Here is an 18,787-nt window from a genome sequence, read left to right as displayed (position 1 = left end):
TGCAGCAAAGACATAAAAGCTCATGGTATCCTTGTCGCATTTTTCATCGTTGAGCTTGGATACCATGAGCGATTTTCGTCAAGATTTCATTCGTTTTGCCCTAGATGAACAAGTGCTACGCTTTGGCGAGTTTGTGACCAAAGCCGGGCGTTTATCTCCTTACTTCTTCAATGCCGGTTTGTTCAACCACGGCCAAAGCTTGTTAGCCTTGTCACGTTTCTACGCACGTTCGATTACCGAATCTGGTGTCCAATTCGACATGCTCTTTGGCCCTGCTTACAAAGGCATTACCCTTGCTGCTGGCACGTCGATGATGTTGGCGGCGGAGCATGGCCGAGATATTCCTGTGGCGTTTAACCGCAAAGAAGCCAAAGACCACGGCGAAGGTGGGGTGCTGATCGGGGCACCGTTGCAAGGCAAAGTTTTGATTATTGATGATGTGATTTCTGCGGGTACATCCGTCCGTGAATCGGTCAATCTGATTCGGGCTGCGGGTGCGGAGCCAGCGGGGGTAGCGATTGCATTAGACCGCATGGAGCGTGGGCAAGGTGAATTGTCTGCGACTCAAGAAGTGGCACAGCAATATGGCATTCCCGTCATTGCGATTGCCACGCTGCGTGATTTAATGACCTTTTTGCAAGACAGTGAAGCACTCGCGCAATATCGCGATGCCGTCGCCGCTTATCGGGCGCAATATGGTGTTGAGGGCTAACTTAGATGAGCCAGAAGCCGCCTGTCACCGCCGCTATTCGTGTGCTACGCGCACATCGGGTTGTGTTCAGCGATCATCTGTACGACTACGAGGAAAAAGGCGGCACGCGAGTGTCGTCGCAAGCCTTAGGCGTTGATGAGCATGTGGTGATTAAAACATTGATCATGCAAGACGAGCAGCGCAAGCCACTGATTGTGTTGATGCATGGTGATTGTGAGGTTTCAACGCGAAATTTGGCGCGGCAGATCGGGGTTAAAACCATCACCCCCTGCCCGCCAGAGGTTGCCAATAAACACTCGGGCTATCTTGTTGGCGGTACCAGCCCATTTGGTACCCGTAATCCGATGCCGGTTTATATGCAGGCCAGCATTGTCGATTTAGAGAAAATTTACCTCAATGGGGGTAAACGCGGTTATCTGGTTGGCCTCTCGCCTCAGGCAATTTTGCCGATCCTACAACCTACGCTGGTTGATGTAGCGATTCCTAAAGACGCTTAATGGGCAGTCGCTAACTGCCAACATACCGCGAAACCTAAGCACAAAGAACGCGCCATACCAGTCCAGATATGGCGCATTCGTCAATGCACCCACACTCTGCGCAACAAGCTATTGTGGGTTTACCGACTTCGTGGTTTCGAAATATCCCACTAACTGTTTAAGCTGATCGGCTGCGGTTTTAAGGCGTTCAGAAGCGGCATACGCCGATTGGGTTTCATGGCGATTATCGACAATTAACTCAGCAATCTGCCCCATTTTTTCCGCAATCTCTTCTGCACCAAACGCCTGCAAGCGTGTCGATACCGCCGCCTGTTGTGCCAGCGCCATCACCTGCTGCGCCAAACTTTCCAACTCCGCCCGAATCAGCTCACGATCACGAACCGTAAAGTGCAACTGTTCTGCCGTCGTCGCCAACTGCTCCACTTGTTCACCCAAACGCCCCGATTCGGCAACCGTATCACGCATCGCAGCTGTGGCTTGATATACCCGGTCGTGCTGTTCTTCCGAATGTTCCGCCACTTCAAACAAGGCGGTATTGAGATGATGGCAGCTGCCATAGATGCGATTCGAGACCAAACTGATCTCATCCATCATCACTTTTAAATGCAGCTGCATCGTCGCAATGGCGCGGTTTAGCTGTCCGGTTTCACCATGACCAGATAAATCCACTGGGTCGGTTAAATCACCCTGTGCAATACGGTCAAAACGCGTGATGGCTTTATTTAACGGCTGCACAATATCGCGCAGGAAAATCGCGCCCACAATCAACACCGCAAAAATACCAAACGCAATCCCTGCCATGGCGGCTTCCCAAATACTGCGGTTGCGTTCACGGGTTTCTTGATAGGCTATTTGAGCGTTCGCGCGCATGGTTTGTTGCAGTTTTTGGTTGGTTTGTGCCGCCTCGTGATACAGCGGTGATAAATGCAACGAAACTAACTGGGCGGCGCGTTCGAATTGACCGGCGGCTAAAGCGGCTTCAATCGGTTTTAGGCCATGCTCAAGATAACGCTGGTAGCGGTGTTCAAATGCCAGCCGCGCACTTTTTGCAGCGACATCCATTTCAACCGCTTGTACTTCCTGCCATAAGCGTTCCATCTCGGTGCGCCGTGCCTGAATATCAGCAAGGCGCGAGGCAGGAGTCATCGCCTGTTCATCCCCTTGCCGTTGTTGATCGGCATCACGCTGAAATTCGAGCAAAACCGCCCGATTCTCTAGCATCAATCGGTCGATCTCGCTGATCTTACCAATCGGAATCAGTTGTTGTTGATACAACGAGGTCAAGGCATCATTCGATAGCCGCAAGCCACCAATCCCCAAGATACCACCAGCAAGCATCAGGAAAATCACAAAAATACACCCCAACCAAAAACCATTTTTAATGGTCATTAAATTGGGCAATTTGCGTTCGGGAATGCCTGCGCCGGTTTCACGCAACTGTGCATAAAGCGCCTCTGTGCGTTCAATTTCTTTACGATCAGCGCGTTGCCGTACCGACATATAGCCGATGGTTTCGTTATTCTTTCGCACCGGCACAACACAAGCATCAACCCAATAAAAACCGCCGTCTTTACAGCGATTTTTCACCAAACCACGCCAAGGGCGGCCACGTTGTAGGGTGCGCCACATCCACGCAAAGGCCGCTGGCGGCATATCGGGATGGCGGACGATATTGTGACTACGCCCAATCAACTCATCAGCAGAAAAGCCACTGACCTTGATAAATGCTTCGTTGGCATAGGTAATGACCCCCTTTAAATCGGTTTTCGAAACCAGCGAAACACCTTCTTCGAGTTCGGTTTCTCGATCAATAACAGGCAGATTCTGTTTCATCGTCATGTTGCGAGAGACCTGCTGTGACACCGCAGGCAGGGATAGCACAGCATGATAATCATGCCCCTGTTCTCGCCCTCCTATGTTGATTTTGCTATCCAGATTTAATCTCAACCCACCACAGCATTAAGAAGCCGCAGCAACAGTTTCTTTTTCTTTACTGGCCTCGGGCTTTAACCACAACCGTTTAATAATCAGCGAAGCAGAACGACATTCTTCAACCGGCACCATCGCCGTCACTTGCTGTTCAGGATTCACAATATGACAGGGTTTCGGTTGCAACATGGGCATACCTTGTACGTCATACAACACAAAAGAGGTGGGTGGTAGCTCGGGGGCAGTAGGGCGCGCTTTAATCACAGCAATTTCACCGGTGTTCAGTTTCAACAATGCCCCAGGCGGATATTTTGTGAGTAATTTAAATAAAGCGGCAACTTGCAAAGCATCATAACGGGTTTCACGCTCTAAAAAGAGCTGCCGCAAAGCATTAGCAGGAAATTGCGGTTTACGCGCTGGATAGGGAATGACCATCGCGGCATACGAATCGCACAGACCAAGCAGGCGGGTGCCGGCATCCAACTGATCTCCCGCTAACTTAGCCGGATAGCCAGTACCATCACAACGCTCGTGATGTTGACTCACCCATTGCAACCACAGACTTTCGGTGACCCCCTGCCGTTGTAACAAGGCCACCGAGCGCACCGAATGTTCATTCACCAAAGCCCGCTGACTGTCAGAAAGGGTTTTGCCTGCTCCGGCGAGTGCTTCATCCATTGGCCATAGGCCAAGGTCACGCGTCAGTGCCGCACAAACTAGCATCACTTTTTCCTGACCGGCAATGCCGACAGCAGGGGCTAACAAGGCCGTTAAACACGCACCGAGAAATTGCTGAATCACCCGATAGGGATTTTGGCGATCGAGATGGCTGGCCGCCAATAGACTGTCTGGGTCGTCTTGTGCAGCTTCAATCAAATGATTAGCCAAGGTTTGCACATGGGTGGAAAAATCAACTCGACCGGGATCTTGTAAGGCTAAGGCGAATAAACGCTTTAAGCTCAGGGCCATACTATCAGCCCGAGCAAAGACAGGATCTTTGAGTTGCACAGTTTTGGCAGGCAGCGGCCCACCATCTACCATCGGTTCGTCATCATCGCCAGCTTCACGCACAAACACCCCGCGCGCAAGTAGGCTATCGACATGACGTTGCATGGTAATCACATAACCTTGGCGCAACAGCAAATTGCCGTGCTCGTCGTGCAGTGCCCAAGGTAGGGGTTCGTTAAGAACCAAATCGGTCTGGCGGATGCGACGCATGGCCTTCCACACTCTAAGCTAAAGGTTTATGACAAGGCTGCAATAAGACAGAACTTTTCTATATTCGCATAGGGGTAAATGAAACAAATTTATCAATTTTTGATTGACGTCAACATGAGCAACAACATAAGCATTTTTAAAGATGTTTAATGACAAAAACATTATCAAAAAAGACCTATCGATGCTGATTAGGGTTGCGCTGTGCTACACTTGACGCCATTTCCTTGGCCTAGCCCTAGACTAAAAGACTCCAATGATTTCCACGTTGCTCAAAAAAGTATTCGGCAGTCGCAATGACCGCTTGCTTAAACAATACCGACAGACGGTGACTCGCATTAACGCACTTGAAGAGGGTTTACTAAAGCTGACGGATGCTGAATTAACAGCCAAAACTGCTGAATTTCGCCAACGATTGAGCAATGGCGAAACATTGGCACAGCTGCTACCCGAAGCCTTCGCCGTATGCCGTGAAGCCAGCCGGCGAGTGATGAATATGCGGCACTTTGACGTCCAGCTGATCGGCGGCATGGTGCTCAATGATGGCAAAATCGCTGAGATGCGGACAGGTGAGGGGAAAACCTTGGTGGCTACCCTACCCGCCTATCTCAATGCCTTGGCCGGACAAGGCGTGCATGTCGTGACAGTGAACGATTATCTGGCACAACGTGACGCCAACATTATGCGGCGGCTGTATAACTTCCTCGGCTTGTCCGTTGGCGTCAATTTGTCGCAGATGCCACATGATCAAAAACAAGAGGCCTATGCAGCTGATATCACCTACGGTACCAACAACGAATTTGGCTTTGACTATCTGCGTGACAATATGGTCTATAGCCCAATGGAACGGGTACAACGTCCGTTGTCGTTTGCCATCGTGGATGAAGTTGACTCGATTTTGATTGATGAGGCACGGACACCGCTGATTATTTCCGGCCCTGCCGAAGATAATGTTGATCTCTATCGCCGCATGAATGCCATCCCGCCAAAACTGATTCGGCAACAAGAAGAAGAAGGCGAAGGTGATTATTGGGTGGACGAAAAAGCACACTCAGTGTTGTTATCAGAAGCAGGCCATGAACATGCAGAAGCCTTGCTGATTGAGGCAGGTTTGTTGAAAGAAGGCGATAGTCTGTATTCGGCAACCAATATCACCCTGATGCATCACCTCAACGCCGCTTTGAAGGCCCACGCGCTATTCCACAAAGATCAACACTATGTGGTGCAAAACGGCGAAGTGGTCATTGTCGATGAATTTACCGGCCGTCTGATGTCTGGCCGCCGTTGGTCAGAAGGGCTGCATCAAGCCGTTGAAGCGAAGGAAAATGTCGCTATTCAACGCGAAAACCAAACTCTCGCTTCGATTACCTTCCAAAATTACTTCCGGCTGTATCAAAAACTGTCGGGGATGACGGGGACTGCGGATACTGAGGCGTATGAATTCCAGCAAATTTACGGTTTAGAGACGGTCATTATCCCGACTAACCGTCCGATGGTGCGGAAAGATCATCTCGATCTGGTCTATAAAACATCGCAAGAAAAAAATGCGGCTATCGTCGCAGATATTCGTGCTTGTCGCGAACGTGGACAGCCGGTGTTAGTGGGTACCACATCGATTGAAAGCTCTGAATTGTTGTCGCAGCTGTTACAACGAGAAGGGCTCAGTCATGAAGTGTTGAATGCAAAACAACATGCCCGAGAAGCCGACATCATCACCCAAGCGGGGCGTCCTGGCGCTGTGACCATTGCCACCAATATGGCAGGCCGAGGAACGGATATTGTGTTGGGGGGGAATCCCGAACCTGAAATTCGTGCTATCGAAGTGGACGAAACACTCAGCTCAGAACAAAAAACTCAACGCATTGCCGATTTACGGCAAGCATGGCAACAACGCCATGATGCGGTGTTGGCTGCCGGTGGTTTACACATTATCGGCACCGAGCGCCATGAATCACGCCGGATTGACAACCAGCTACGCGGACGGGCCGGCCGACAAGGGGATCCGGGCTCTAGCCGTTTCTATCTCAGTTTAGAAGATCCTTTGTTGCGGATTTTTGCCTCTGATCGCGTCGCAGCCATCATGGACAAGCTGAAAATGCCAGAAGGCGAAGCGATTGAACACACTTGGGTGACCCGTTCGATTGAAAATGCCCAACGCAAGGTAGAAGGCCGTAACTTTGATATCCGTAAACAACTGTTGGAATACGATGATGTTGCCAGCGATCAACGCCGTGTGATTTACCAACAACGCAACGAGATTCTAGAAAGTCAGGACGTTGCCGAGATGGTAAGCACCATGCGCGATGATGTGCTGTCCAGCTTGTTTGACGCCCATATTCCGCCTGAGTCGATGGAAGAAGAATGGGATGTGGCGGGTTTGGAAATGGCTTTACATGCCGAATTCCAACTACGTTCCCCAATCGCCGATTGGCTAAGCCAAGATCAACATGCCGATTTGGTCGCGATCAAACAACGCTTGTTAGACCTTGCGCGTGACCAATATCAGGCCAAAATTGATCTGGCTGGTGTGGATGTAATGCGGCAATTTGAACGTGCTGTGTTGTTACAACATTTTGATCAACATTGGCGCGAACACCTCGCTGCACTCGATCACCTGCGGCAAGGGATTCATCTACGTGGCTACGCCCAGAAAAATCCGAAACAAGAATACAAACGCGAAGCGTTTGAACTGTTCTCTGATATGTTGGAACGGATTAAGCGCGATGTCGCACAAATCTTGATGACCGTTCAAGTGCGTGGGCAAGAAGATGTCGATGCGGTAGAGCCGGAGACCATCGCCGGCATCGCGAATCATCCCGCCGCCACAGACAGCTTGCACCCTATGCAACAGGATGAGGAAAACGGTAACCCGTACAGCCCAGAAAATCTGGCAGCCCAAGGCATCCGTGTGGGGCGTAACGACCCTTGCCCATGCGGATCAGGGAAGAAATACAAACAATGCCACGGCAAGCTGGCATGACCGCCGCAGTCGATCTGTATTTGGCTTCTGCCAGCCCTCGCCGCGCCGAATTATTGACGCGGTTGGGGGTGGTGTATCACGTTATCCCCAGCCATATCGATGAAACGGAAATGGATGGGGAAGCTCCTTTGCACTATGTGGAGCGACTCGCACGCGCCAAAGCCCTTGCTACGCAACAACTGTGTCAACAACAAGGCCTGCCAAGCAAGCCTGTACTCGCTGCAGATACCACCGTTGCTTTGGGTTCAACCATTTTTGGTAAACCAGATACGCCTGCTCATGCCCGAGCGATGTTGCAGCAGCTGTCGGGCCAACAGCATCAAGTCTTTACTGCGGTCGCTATTGCCGATCAAGATAAGATCGTCAGTGTGGTCTCTCAAAGTGATGTGAGTTTTTTTACAATTCCTGATACGTGGTTAGCGCACTATCTCGCCAGCGGAGAACCGTTTGATAAAGCAGGGGCATACGGCATCCAAGGCTTAGCCGAAACCTTTGTCCGTAAAATTGACGGTAGTTTCTCTGGCATCATGGGTCTTCCACTGCACGAAACTGCTTTATTGCTACAACGCTTTGCTATCCCTTTTGTTTTACAGCCGAAAGAATCCTGATGAGTGCGCCAATACCGCTCCCCCCCCGCGACAGTGTCCGATTGAGTGATGAGATTCTGGTGAATATCACCCCACAGGAAACACGGGTGGCAATTATTGAAGATGGCGTGGTACAGGAGCTGCATATCGAACGGACTGCAAGCCGAGGGATTGTGGGCAATATCTATCTTGGTAAAGTACGGCGCGTGTTACCAGGAATGCAATCGGCATTCATCGAGATTGGGTTAGAACGGGCCGCTTTTCTTCATGTCGCAGATATCCTCGAACAACGACAACACCCTGCAGAAACCCAACGCATCGAAAATATGCTGCGGGAAGGACAAACGCTGTTAGTGCAAGTGATTAAAGACCCTATCGGTACCAAAGGTGCACGGCTCTCGACACAAATCAGTTTGGCAGGACGTTTTTTAGTCCACTTACCACAAGAAAACCATATTGGTGTTTCGCAAAAAATAGAGTCGGAAACCGAACGCCACCAGCTCAAAAGCCGATTAGAAGCCTTATTACCGAATATCGGTCCACACGGTTATATCATTCGCACCAGTGCCGATACCGCCACGGATGAAGAATTAGCTGCCGATATCGAATACCTGACTAAACTTTGGGCTGATATTGGCCAACAAACTAAGCTGATGCCACCCGAAACAGTACTCTACCAAGATTTATCCCTATCGCTGCGTGTATTACGCGATATGGTCAGTGAAAACACAGAAAAAATCATCGTTGATTCGACAGAGAATTACGAAAAGATGGCCGAATTTGCAGCGCAATATGTCAGCCAAGTGATGAGTCGGATTGAACGCTATAGCGGCGAACGTCCTTTGTTTGAACTACATGGGATTGAAGAAGAAATCGATCGCGCATTAGCACGACGAGTCAATCTGAAGTTTGGTGGTTATCTCATCATCGATCAAACTGAGGCAATGACAACGATTGATGTCAACACGGGTGGCTTTGTTGGCACGCGTAACTTTGATGAAACGATTTTTAAAACCAATTTAGAAGCCACCCACGTCATTGCACGACAGCTCAGATTACGCAATCTCGGCGGGATTATTATTGTCGATTTTATCGACATGGACAGCGACGAGCACAAACAAGCGGTATTAAACGAATTGGCAAAAGCTTTAGCCCGTGACCGAACCCGTGTCACCCTTAACGGGTTTACCAGTTTGGGCTTGGTTGAGATTACCCGTAAGCGGACCCGCGAGAGTTTAGCCCATGTGTTATGTGAACCGTGTCCTACCTGCCAAGGGCGAGGCGAGATTAAAACCGCACAGACAGTGTGTTATGAAATTCAACGAGAAATTGTGCGTGAAGCACGCCAATTTGAAACACGCGGATTCCGCATCCTAGCTTCGCCACCGGTGATTGATATGTTCCTCGACGAAGAATCACAATCACTGGCGATGTTAGTCGATTTTATCGGTAAACCCATTTCGCTACAGGTTGAAACTGCGTATAGCCAAGAACAGTTTGATATTGTGTTGCTTTGATCTTACCGCTGCAGCATTTTAAGAGAATCACTCTGCCTGTTTACGCCGCCATGCTTGATTCAAACGCTCGGTAGCTTCTAACAAATCCGTGTCTGCAGTTTGCCGGCCTAGCTGCGCTTGCTGTAAATCTTGGCTAGCCTGCTGCAACATACGCTGCGCATCCAACAATCGTTGTTCTGCCAGCGTATGGGCTTGAGTGGCCAATTGCAGTTTTTTGTCTGCTTCATCAATACTGGCTTTTGCACGTTGAAAATTGAGTTGAGCCGCCAACAAAGCCTCATCTGCTGTTTGTGCCAACGCCATACCACTGCTGAAACACCACAGCATGACAACAATCCATCGCCCAATTGGCTTTTTGTGACCCAACATCCGTTCTCATCCTCAAAAAATTAAGCTTGTCCGTCCAGCTGATAAGCAAATTGACTCCCAACCACAGCAATAACCTGATTCTGGTTCTCAGCTGTCGTGGCGGCTAAGGCAAATAGACTCGCTTGTGTCTGCTCACCTCGTTGTAACATACCAGTATAAAGATTTAATACCGCTTGGTCTGGCCAAAAACCCACGACATTGTGATACAAGACACTGACTAAATCTTGGTGACTGACCGTTGGTGCATACGCTTTTAACATACTATCAGCGACTTGTGACATGGTTTTTCCTGCATCAAACTCAGCCAACCAACGTCCAATTTCTTTGGGTGCCGGCGCACGGTCAAATCCTGCATACCATAATGCATATGCTTTACCGCCGTTTTGGTTCATACCCACATCAAAGGCAAAATAACCATCACTAAAACCCACTCGTTCGACTTGATTCAGGGTTTTGCTTCCATCTAATTGCGCAGAAATAGGATTCAAAATGATTGAGCTGTTGTTGGTCAGCTGCAGTTGATAATCCTGCATTCGTCCTTCTAAAACAGCAGTATCCAATCCTTTTTCACCATTGAAACGATCTGTGCCGCGTCGCAAATAAACGACATTCGCTAAAGAATTACCGGTGATAATATCATTGTTATCCGTCGCAACGACTTCCTCAATTTGCGTACCAAAAGCCATTGCTAGATTATCAGCACTATTTCTACCGTCATTGGTTTTACCAAATGAGGCAAATCCTCCTTCATTGATATCAATCGTCAAGCCAGTCGAAATAGCTGAAAAATTCAAAATATCATATCCTGCAGTATCATTTAACAACTGCATTGCCTGACCATTTTGATCTGTAAAACGATAGACATTATCTCCAATTTGATAAGCTTTACTGCCATATAGATACTGTAATGCTAATAAATCATAAAGTCCCATCCCCTTTTGCTGTAACTCCAAACCATTTGCAGCATCACGGTAGGACATTGTAGTGTACTGCAAATTATCTTCTTTAACGCCTAGATAATTACCACTCAAGGTTTCATTTTCACCTCCTGCATCATAATCACCGGGGTGTTTCAAACCTAAAGCATGTAATGTTTCATGAACTAAAGTCGCATAGTTGAAATGTCCCGGTGTTTGGTTACTTGCATAATCGCGACTAATCCAAACATCACCATTTCTATCAGCATAACTCCCTGTGTTTGAATAAGGGAGCCAAGCGTATCCTGAGGATTTAGTCTGATCGTTACTACCAAAGCGAAGTTGCCCATAAGTTTGGCTAGAATCATTCACCTCACGAAATGTTAAGCCTGTCTGTGCAGAGATATCTTTGAGTATATCCCTAGTAGCCTGTTTCTGTTGTTCAGAAAAACGATAAAACCCCGAACCAGAACCATCGTCTGTTCCACCATAAATGGGTTTTGCTTCCATGAAACTGAAGGTCACTTCAACTGCTGAGCCAACAGGTTTATCCTTATTCCAACGAAAATCAATATCCTCAATTAAAGCATCAATACGATAATCGCCACTGAATTTGGTTTTCAAGATTGGGTTTGGAAAAGCAGGGGAAAGAGAAGTTGAACCGGCAGCGGTCGCAACGAGTGTTTTTTCCATGACTATTTAGCCTTTTCTCATATCAATAAGACGATCAATCAATGCCAAGTGTTGCGGTAAACACACGGTTTTTAGATCATAGTTTGCAACGGCGGTTTTTCTTGCTTGTGCACCAAGCTGCCGTCCATAGTCGGGTTGCTTGAGTAGGCGTGCGATGGCATCGGCTAATTGACGAGGCTGGAAGAAATCCACCAATAATCCATTCTCACCATGACGGATAGCCTCACGGACCGGCGCTGTATCTGAAGCAACAATCGGACACTGCAAGCTCATCGACTCAATCAACGACCAAGACAATACAAAAGGATAGGTTAAGTAAACATGAGCAGCGGATAGTCGCAGTAAAGTGATGAACTGTGGGTAAGCCAACGTACCTACGAAATGAATCCGGCTCAGATCCAGTTCACTTTCTACTTCTTCAAGGAAAATCTGTTTCCACGTTTTTCCGGCAGACGGTCGTGCCCCATAACTCACATCATCGCCGCCTACGATCACAATCTGCGCTTCAGGGCATTGTTGTTGTAATAATGGCAAAGCGCGCATAAATTGGTGATAACCACGGTATGGCTCAAGATTGCGGTTCACAAATGTCACGATAGGATCACCATAGCGCAACGCTTTACCATCAATGGTCAGAGACACGGTGGGATCGGGCAACAGATTCTGGGTATCAATTCCATCATGAATCACTTCCGTAATGGGATGTGCCCAGACAGGTAGCGTGTTTCGCTGAAAATAAGTCGGTGTAACGAGGGCATCTGCGGCATTGAAAGATAATAAAAGATGGGCGTTTTTCATCCGTAAACGCTGATCGCTTTCCAACCCCTGAGCAGGAAATTCTGGGTCAAAGCCAACATCAAAATCACGGGCGTGATAAAAAAATTCGTGAAACAACAGTAAAGCAGCTTCAGGAAATACATCTTTTAAGAACAAAGCTTCGCCCCAGCCCGGATGTGCACAAATGATGTCAGGCACAAAGCCTTGTTCTCTTAATGCACGAGCAGCACGAGCGCAAGATTCACCACGGATCACTTTCACCTCTTGCTCTGCTATCAGTGGATGAATCGCTGAAGATGCACCTCTAGTGAGTCCATAGCGAAACACTTGTACACCCGACATAGCGGGGGCAGGATTGATAGTTAAGGCCACCACTTGATCACCTCGAGCAGCGAGGGCTGGGGCAAGGTGTTTATACTGACCAGGGAAATTTTGATGAACGAGTAAGATTTTTTTCATAAAACGTAGCAACTTGCCTCAATTTAGCAAACGCAATGATAGTTGATAACATTGAATCAGGTTACCATCCAACGTACTATGTAGTCGATTTTTCTGATAAGGATATGTCATGGCTTTCACCAGTAATACTACAGATTTAATCAGTAACTTTTATAAAATCCTGACGGGTAGTGAGCCCTCAGATGAGATTACAGTTGCAGTTCGTAGCGTGGATACTGGAGAAAAATCACTGACTGATATTTTAACTTCTATTTATAGTTCACCTTCTCGCACAAATGGAGGAGCAGAAGAAATTGCAAAGATTTTCTTAACGGTCTTGGATCGTGTGCCAGACTATCCCACCTATCTTGCTGCAATAAATATGCATAAGGGTGGTCAATCTATTGCACAGATTGCAAATCTTGCACTACAAATACCGGGTAAGCAATACAGTGATGACGGTATGAAGGATAATACAACCTTTGTTCAAAAAATTTACAGTGATGTCGTTGGCTCAGCCATCAATGTTAAATTATTGACAGAAGCAGTTTATCTTTTAAATCGAGGAGAAATCACCAGAGGAGATGTGGTTAACTATGTCATCAATCAACCTAGCGCAGCATATGTCAATCAGTTAGCAAAAAAAGCAGAAGTTGCACTGACCTATCTTGCTATTAATAGAAGTCATCCAACCAATACAGAATTAACCACAGCCTTAACTAAGGATTTTACATCGACAGCAAAAGATGTACTGGCGAGTTCGCCTTTAGAATGGCCAAAGCTTAATTTTTCAAGTACAACCATTAACGAGACAGATGTTAACGATGGTAGTATCAAAGAGAAATCTCTATTTTTTAGTTTAGATGGTGCCAATTTTTCTAGTTCAGCCGCCGATACCATTCTGAAGCAATTACAAACCTCTATTCCGAAAGGAATTACATCTAAAATTGTTAGTAAAGATAACTCGTTTATTGAAATTTCTCTATCAGGAAAAGCAGCAAAGCATGATTCTTCAGTAAGCAGCAAATTCAGTATTACATTCACAGATAAAGATTTTTCAGGCATTAAAGCAGAACAAGTTTTTGGTAAAGATACTTCAATAGAAACTAAATTCTATGATTTTTTCTCCAATTTAGCAGGAAGTAGCATTAGCTTATCTGGAGAAATTTCTTCTACACTTAAAATCAACCTCGACACACCTAGTTTGATCTTAGGATCAAGTAAAGAGATTAACACAAATATTAAAGGTAGCATTCTATCTCTATCTGGATCAGACCTCTCAAATCTATCTAACTTTGATATGGGGTTACTAACCGGCAAAGGCGCAGTTGAGTTCACTAGCACTGGCAATAAAAATATCATTTATCAAGCTTCAAATAATGGAGATAAAATTATCACTGGTTCAGGTAATGATAAAATTACTGGCGGACTAGGAAATGATACTATCTTTGTTGGATCAGGGGCTGACTCAATTACAGGAGGATTAGGAAATGATACCTTTAAATTTAATAACCATAATGCATATATAGACAGTAATAGCCATATCACAATTACCGATTATGGAATAGGGAAAGATAGTTTAGACTTCAGCCAGTTATTAGGGTATACCAAAGCACCCAAACCAGGGACACCTATTGTCATCTATAAAACAGCAGCACAAAATATTACAAATGGCTCTGTTTATATTATTGAGGCGAATGGTCGGTGGGAAAGTGGAAATATCCCAATAGCACCCAAGCATAATGATATTCAAGGGCTTTTTGTTGGCAATGGAATTACTGCAGATGATGTTTTTAATAACCCTACAGGGGCTTTACGTTCAGTGCTCATCACAACAGATATTCGCCGTCAAGAAGCTGATATCTGGCTTATTCAGAATGATAAAGATATCAATAATATTTCAACTGATGAGATCCATCTGATCGGTACGGTACAATCTGGTAGTGGTAGCTGGAATGTTCTTTTAAATAATCCATTTACAATTGTTTAAAATAATCGTTGCAAAAAACGCAATCCCACCAACACAGCAGCAAAAAGTAGGGAAGAAAGTACAATCGCACGGCTAGTGCGTAGGTAGCGGCGGTCGCGGGTAAAGAGGAAGCAAACCAATGCCCAACCGCCACCTACAATCAACCCAAATAACCAAAGACGAAAAAACAGCATCATGCGCTGCTATCAAGAAGGTGCGCTAAAGTGCGCACGGTTCTTTTCCTGCCCCGACATGTCTTGCTGACCACATTCGTATCTGACAGGCGTCACTTTCCCGACTGCGACAGGAACCATTCCTGTCGTAGCGTCGCCATTACTGGGCGAACTCGCCACGGGTAGAGCAGTTGCGGTTGCCAGCCGTTTTAGGTTGAGTGCTGCATTGAGATCACGGTCGTGGTGTGTGCCACATTGCGGACAGACCCATTCCCGATCCTTCAATGTCAGTGCCTCGTTTTTCCAGCCACAGATTGAGCACAGGCGGCTGCTCGGATACCAGCGGTCAGCGATGATTAGCTGGGTGCCATAGCGCCTTGCCTTGTATTCGATCTGCAAGCGAAACATCCCAAATCCCACGTCACTGATGGCGCGGGCGAGTTTGTCGTTCGCCAGCATGCCTTTGACGTGCAAATCTTCGATCACCACCGCTTGGTTTTCACGGCAGAGCCGAGTCGTGAGCTTGTGGGTGAAATCCGCTCGGATATTGGCAATGCGGGCATGTAGCTTTGCCAATGTCACAGAGGACTTCTTGCGATTGTTGGAAACAGGCAATCTCGCGCCTTTGGGTAGGTTGGCGTTGGGTGCAAAGCCAGCGGTGATTTTTGCGGCTTCATGCTTGCGGCTAAGGCGCCGACCACGGATTTTCAGCCTACGCAGTGCAGCTTTAAGCGGTTTGGGTGCTTGGATGGATTCGCCGCTGGAGAGGGTCGCGGCAGCCTTGAGTCCCAAGTCGATGCCGCTAATCCCATGCGCAGTGCGTTGACGGTAGAACTGCGTGTTTGGCACTTCAACCTGAATGGCCACGAACCAGCGATTTGCCGTGCGCGAAACCGTCGCTCCAAGAATCTTTCCCTCAAAGCGCAGCGCTTCAGTCAAAACCACATCACCAATCTTTGGCAGGCGGATCGTTTTGCCCGAGAGGCTGAATTTGTCGTTTGCCACATAGAAGCTGTCGCGGCAATGTCCCTTTTTCTTGAACTGCGGTTCATGGGCGGGCTTACCGGCTTTGATTTCAGCGAAGAACCGATTCCATGCCTTTGCAAGATGTGCAAACGGCTGCGCGTGGGCATCGCGGTGGATGGTCTTGATCCACGGTTGCCCATTCTCGTCGAGCCATTGCGGATCGCTGTACTTAATCGCGTTGAACTGTTTTTTCAGCGCCATTGCGTTGGGCTTTTGCCCAGCTACGTACTGTTTTTTCCACTCGGCTAATGCCCAGTTCCACACACGCCGTGCCGTACCACAGGCGCAGTTGAAATAGTCTGCCTGTTCAGGCGTCGGACGCAGGGCAATTTTGTGGGTCAAGTGCATCACTGCATGGTCGCTTTCTCAGGTTGGCCCATGTTCTGCATCTTTCTTGAATGCCTCGTCTAGCTTTTTTCGGTAGTGCCTCAACCCATACAACCGTGACGACTTGAAGTTCAGGCCGCTGCCAATTTTTTCGATGAATTCGACGTTCGCCAGTCCCTTTGCCGCCACGAACTCTTCCAGCACTTTGCGCTGATTCGCCAAATCTGGCTTCTGCGCCGCACTGGACACGCGGCAATAGGCGACCAGCTTCGTTGGCGTATTTGCCACCTGCCGCAAGCCGATGAACTCACGGATTTGTGTTTCGGTATACAGGCGTCGGTCGCTGTCCGTCCGCGCTACCGGAACCAACCTCCCTTCACGATCCCATCGCTGCAAGGTCTTAACCGAGACGCCCAGCAGCTTCGCCGCCTTGAATACACTAACGCGCATTATTTGCAATGCTAGAGTCTACCTCCTGACATCTGTGGTGATAAGGTAAGCGTTTAGACCGTCATTGATTCAGGAAGTTGATGAAAACTAGAAGGGGCTGCATCGGAAGATTGGAAAGTGACAAATTCCCAAGCCTGTGGGGTGCTCAATAAAACCCGTAGCAGCTGATTATTGAGGGCATGACCAGATTTATGGCCAGAGAAAGCAGCAATCAGAGGATGTCCAATGATATATAAATCACCGATAGCGTCGAGCAGTTTATGTCTGACAAACTCATCGGGAAAACGCAGGCCATCTTGATTTAACACATATTCATCATCAATCACGATAGCATTATCAAGATTTCCACCTAAACCAAGCCCATGATTACGCATGGTTTCAACTTCGTGCATAAAGCCAAATGTCCGTGCACGAGCAATTTCATCGATATAAGAACGTTGGGCAAAATCGACTTCTACCGTCTGCGGTGAGCGGCGAAAAACGGGATGATTAAATTCAATGGACAGTTTGACTTTAAATCCTTCATAAGGATCCAAACGCACCCATTTATCGCCTTCGCTCACGTATAACGGCTCTTTAATACGAATAAATTTTTTTAAAGCAGGTTTTTGTTCAATAATCCCCGCAGATTGTAGTAAAAAAATAAACGGCGCAGCACTCCCATCCATAATAGGGGTTTCCTGTGCCGTCATTTCGACCACAATATTGTCAATCCCCAACCCAGCAAACGCACTCATCAAGTGTTCAATAGTGCCAACCCGCACACCTTGTGGATTAACTAGCGTCGAGGATAGCCGCGTGTCATTCACAAGCGTGGGGTCGGCTTTCAGCGCACAGGGTTCGGGCAAATCTGTGCGGCAGAAAACGATACCCGAGTCGACCGGTGCCGGTCGAAGGGTTAAGCGGATGCGGTCGCCAGAGTGCAGACCCACTCCGCTTGCTGTTATCACTGTTTTGAGTGTTCGCTGATAGATCATGGTTAATCCGCTTGCTTGCGCAAGAAAGCGGGAATATCGTAAGACTCACTGATTTCTGGTTTGGTGAAATCAACCGGTTCAACCGATGTGGCTGGACGACGCGCGCGACGCATCACCGCTGGCTGACGATCTAATTCAGCTAAACCGGATAATGGTTCTAGCGGAGAATTGTCGGTGCCAGTGCGGACGACGCGAATATCCGGACGGTCTTCACGAGTCGGTTTGCGTGCAGTCAAACCGGTGGCAATCAAAGTCACCCGAATCTCGTCTTCTTCCATGTCTTCGACTTCTGCTGTACCGAATTTTACCTGTGCATCAGGATCAGCATATTGACGAATAATCCCCATTACTTCGTGGTATTCCTTCATCTTCAGACAACCCGGTGCAGTCGAGATATTCACCAACACGCCACGAGCCCCATCTAAGGTAATGTCATCTAACAATGGGCTTGCCACTGCTTGTTCCGCTGCTACACGCGCACGATCAACACCACTGGCCAACGCCGAGCCCATCATCGCCATCCCCATTTCGCTCATCACTGTGCGTACATCAGCAAAGTCAACGCTGATTAAACCAGGGGTGGTGATCACTTCAGCAATCCCCGCAACCGCACCACGCAGAACATTATCTGCTTCACGGAAGGCATCGCGCATGGTGACATCATCACCTAACACTTCCATCAATTTTTCATTGGGGATGACAATCAGCGAGTCAACATGCTTGCGTAGGGAGTCGATGCCATCCTGCGCAATTTTCATCCGTTTACCTTCGTGCATAAACGGTTTAGTCACCACAGCAACCGTTAAAATTCCCAAATCTTTTGCAATTTCTGCGACAACCGGCGCCGCACCTGTTCCCGTACCACCGCCCATCCCTGCGGCAATAAACACCATATTCGAACCACGTAAAGATTCTGCAATGCGGTCACGGTCTTCAATCGCAGCGTTACGCCCCACTTCAGGCAAAGCACCCGCGCCCAAACCTTTAGTGAGGGTTTGTCCAAGCTGAATCAGGGTTGAGGCTTTATTGCGTTTTAATGCTTTTGCATCGGTATTGGCACAAATAAACTCAACACCTTGCACGCTGGCATCAATCATATTGTCGACTGCGTTACATCCTCCGCCACCGACACCGATTACTTTAATAATGGCTTCTTTGGCATGCGCCTCGTCCACCATTTCGAACACCATACTCATCACAGCCTCCTCGATTCAATTCCGTAAAGATCTTTGCC

General features: G+C 47.8%; 16 protein-coding genes. 6 read left to right on the top strand and 10 right to left on the bottom strand.

All coding sequences use genetic code 11. The annotated features are described in order from the left end of the window. Positions 1 to 64 precede the first annotated feature (64 nt). A complete protein-coding gene (gene pyrE, locus ACTBZS_RS03880) occupies positions 65 to 712 on the top strand; it encodes an orotate phosphoribosyltransferase (RefSeq protein WP_022654131.1) in 648 nt (215 codons plus the stop codon). A gap of 5 nt (positions 713 to 717) precedes the next feature. Beyond that, entirely contained in the window at positions 718 to 1,209 is a 492-nt protein-coding gene (locus tag ACTBZS_RS03875) for an aminoacyl-tRNA deacylase (RefSeq protein ID WP_460430335.1), read from the top strand. 108 nt (positions 1,210 to 1,317) lie between these two features. On the opposite strand, the gene ACTBZS_RS03870 is transcribed toward ACTBZS_RS03875, so the two are convergent. Together ACTBZS_RS03870 and ACTBZS_RS03865 are read right to left on the bottom strand one after the other, a co-directional pair. Further along, a complete protein-coding gene (locus ACTBZS_RS03870) occupies positions 1,318 to 3,048 on the bottom strand; it encodes a methyl-accepting chemotaxis protein (protein ID WP_463043323.1) in 1,731 nt (576 codons plus the stop codon). Positions 3,049 to 3,168: 120 nt separating this feature from the next. Continuing rightward, positions 3,169 to 4,356 carry an HD-GYP domain-containing protein gene (locus tag ACTBZS_RS03865; protein ID WP_460430337.1) on the bottom strand — a complete coding sequence of 396 codons (1,188 nt, stop codon included), beginning with the start codon at positions 4,354 to 4,356 and terminating at the stop codon, positions 3,169 to 3,171. Positions 4,357 to 4,609: 253 nt separating this feature from the next. On the opposite strand from ACTBZS_RS03865, the gene secA reads away from it, so the two are divergent. Genes secA through rng form a run of 3 tightly spaced genes read left to right on the top strand, consistent with a single transcriptional unit; the run spans position 4,610 to position 9,437 of the window. Then, complete coding sequence (gene secA, locus ACTBZS_RS03860; RefSeq protein ID WP_463043322.1) at positions 4,610 to 7,333, top strand: preprotein translocase subunit SecA; 2,724 nt, start codon at positions 4,610 to 4,612, stop codon at positions 7,331 to 7,333. Next, positions 7,312 to 7,941 carry a Maf family protein gene (locus tag ACTBZS_RS03855; protein WP_463043321.1) on the top strand — a complete coding sequence of 210 codons (630 nt, stop codon included), beginning with the start codon at positions 7,312 to 7,314 and terminating at the stop codon, positions 7,939 to 7,941. The genes secA and ACTBZS_RS03855 overlap by 22 nt, the downstream gene beginning before the upstream one ends. Next, a complete protein-coding gene (gene rng / locus ACTBZS_RS03850) occupies positions 7,941 to 9,437 on the top strand; it encodes a ribonuclease G (RefSeq protein WP_463043320.1) in 1,497 nt (498 codons plus the stop codon). The genes ACTBZS_RS03855 and rng overlap by 1 nt, the downstream gene beginning before the upstream one ends. A 27-nt stretch (positions 9,438 to 9,464) precedes the next feature. On the opposite strand, the gene ACTBZS_RS03845 is transcribed toward rng, so the two are convergent. From ACTBZS_RS03845 to ACTBZS_RS03835, 3 genes are all read right to left on the bottom strand, one after another. Continuing rightward, the gene (locus ACTBZS_RS03845) at positions 9,465 to 9,764 is read right to left on the bottom strand and encodes a hypothetical protein (protein WP_460430341.1); all 300 of its coding nucleotides are present in this window, start codon (positions 9,762 to 9,764) and stop codon (positions 9,465 to 9,467) included. A gap of 62 nt (positions 9,765 to 9,826) precedes the next feature. Continuing rightward, entirely contained in the window at positions 9,827 to 11,416 is a 1,590-nt protein-coding gene (locus tag ACTBZS_RS03840) for a M10 family metallopeptidase (protein ID WP_463043319.1), read from the bottom strand. Positions 11,417 to 11,422: 6 nt separating this feature from the next. Beyond that, positions 11,423 to 12,652 (bottom strand): glycosyltransferase family 4 protein, encoded by a 1,230-nt coding sequence (locus ACTBZS_RS03835; RefSeq protein ID WP_463043318.1) that lies wholly within the window; start codon positions 12,650 to 12,652, stop codon positions 11,423 to 11,425. A gap of 109 nt (positions 12,653 to 12,761) precedes the next feature. Here ACTBZS_RS03835 and ACTBZS_RS03830 point away from each other — a divergent pair, with 109 nt between their 5' ends. Then, positions 12,762 to 14,621 (top strand): calcium-binding protein, encoded by a 1,860-nt coding sequence (locus ACTBZS_RS03830; RefSeq protein ID WP_463043317.1) that lies wholly within the window; start codon positions 12,762 to 12,764, stop codon positions 14,619 to 14,621. On the opposite strand, the gene ACTBZS_RS03825 is transcribed toward ACTBZS_RS03830, so the two are convergent. From ACTBZS_RS03825 to ftsZ, 5 genes are read right to left on the bottom strand one after another with little or no spacing between them, the layout of a single operon-like run. Next, entirely contained in the window at positions 14,618 to 14,797 is a 180-nt protein-coding gene (locus ACTBZS_RS03825) for a hypothetical protein (protein ID WP_463043316.1), read from the bottom strand. The two genes, ACTBZS_RS03830 and ACTBZS_RS03825, sit on opposite strands and share 4 nt — an antisense overlap. Positions 14,798 to 14,806: 9 nt before the next feature. Then, on the bottom strand, positions 14,807 to 16,141 hold the full coding sequence (locus ACTBZS_RS03820; protein WP_463043315.1) for an RNA-guided endonuclease InsQ/TnpB family protein: 1,335 nt from the start codon (positions 16,139 to 16,141) through the stop codon (positions 14,807 to 14,809). A gap of 24 nt (positions 16,142 to 16,165) precedes the next feature. Then, positions 16,166 to 16,576, bottom strand: a complete 411-nt coding sequence (locus ACTBZS_RS03815; RefSeq protein ID WP_463043314.1) for a MerR family DNA-binding transcriptional regulator — start codon at positions 16,574 to 16,576, stop codon at positions 16,166 to 16,168. A gap of 53 nt (positions 16,577 to 16,629) precedes the next feature. Beyond that, entirely contained in the window at positions 16,630 to 17,553 is a 924-nt protein-coding gene (lpxC, locus tag ACTBZS_RS03810) for a UDP-3-O-acyl-N-acetylglucosamine deacetylase (RefSeq protein ID WP_463043313.1), read from the bottom strand. A 2-nt stretch (positions 17,554 to 17,555) separates the two neighbouring features. Continuing rightward, positions 17,556 to 18,749, bottom strand: a complete 1,194-nt coding sequence (gene ftsZ, locus ACTBZS_RS03805; RefSeq protein ID WP_460430347.1) for a cell division protein FtsZ — start codon at positions 18,747 to 18,749, stop codon at positions 17,556 to 17,558. Positions 18,750 to 18,787: the final 38 nt, after the last annotated feature.

The organism is Aquaspirillum sp., from assembly GCF_055136605.1.
Note: the sequence above shows the minus strand (reverse complement) of the source record. Positions and strands in the feature narration are given on the sequence as shown.

Bases quoted from the DNA above. Each gene is read 5' to 3' on its own strand.
- pyrE (WP_022654131.1), top strand. From the start codon at position 65: ATGAGCGATTTTCGTCAAGATTTCATTCGTTTTGCCCTAGATGAACAA.
- ACTBZS_RS03875 (WP_460430335.1), top strand. From the start codon at position 718: ATGAGCCAGAAGCCGCCTGTCACCGCCGCTATTCGTGTGCTACGCGCA.
- ACTBZS_RS03870 (WP_463043323.1), bottom strand. From the start codon at position 3,048: ATGACGATGAAACAGAATCTGCCTGTTATTGATCGAGAAACCGAACTC.
- ACTBZS_RS03865 (WP_460430337.1), bottom strand. From the start codon at position 4,356: ATGCGTCGCATCCGCCAGACCGATTTGGTTCTTAACGAACCCCTACCT.
- secA (WP_463043322.1), top strand. From the start codon at position 4,610: ATGATTTCCACGTTGCTCAAAAAAGTATTCGGCAGTCGCAATGACCGC.
- ACTBZS_RS03855 (WP_463043321.1), top strand. From the start codon at position 7,312: ATGCCACGGCAAGCTGGCATGACCGCCGCAGTCGATCTGTATTTGGCT.
- rng (WP_463043320.1), top strand. From the start codon at position 7,941: ATGAGTGCGCCAATACCGCTCCCCCCCCGCGACAGTGTCCGATTGAGT.
- ACTBZS_RS03845 (WP_460430341.1), bottom strand. From the start codon at position 9,764: ATGCTGTGGTGTTTCAGCAGTGGTATGGCGTTGGCACAAACAGCAGAT.
- ACTBZS_RS03840 (WP_463043319.1), bottom strand. From the start codon at position 11,416: ATGGAAAAAACACTCGTTGCGACCGCTGCCGGTTCAACTTCTCTTTCC.
- ACTBZS_RS03835 (WP_463043318.1), bottom strand. From the start codon at position 12,652: ATGAAAAAAATCTTACTCGTTCATCAAAATTTCCCTGGTCAGTATAAA.
- ACTBZS_RS03830 (WP_463043317.1), top strand. From the start codon at position 12,762: ATGGCTTTCACCAGTAATACTACAGATTTAATCAGTAACTTTTATAAA.
- ACTBZS_RS03825 (WP_463043316.1), bottom strand. From the start codon at position 14,797: ATGATGCTGTTTTTTCGTCTTTGGTTATTTGGGTTGATTGTAGGTGGC.
- ACTBZS_RS03815 (WP_463043314.1), bottom strand. From the start codon at position 16,576: ATGCGCGTTAGTGTATTCAAGGCGGCGAAGCTGCTGGGCGTCTCGGTT.
- lpxC (WP_463043313.1), bottom strand. From the start codon at position 17,553: ATGATCTATCAGCGAACACTCAAAACAGTGATAACAGCAAGCGGAGTG.
- ftsZ (WP_460430347.1), bottom strand. From the start codon at position 18,749: ATGAGTATGGTGTTCGAAATGGTGGACGAGGCGCATGCCAAAGAAGCC.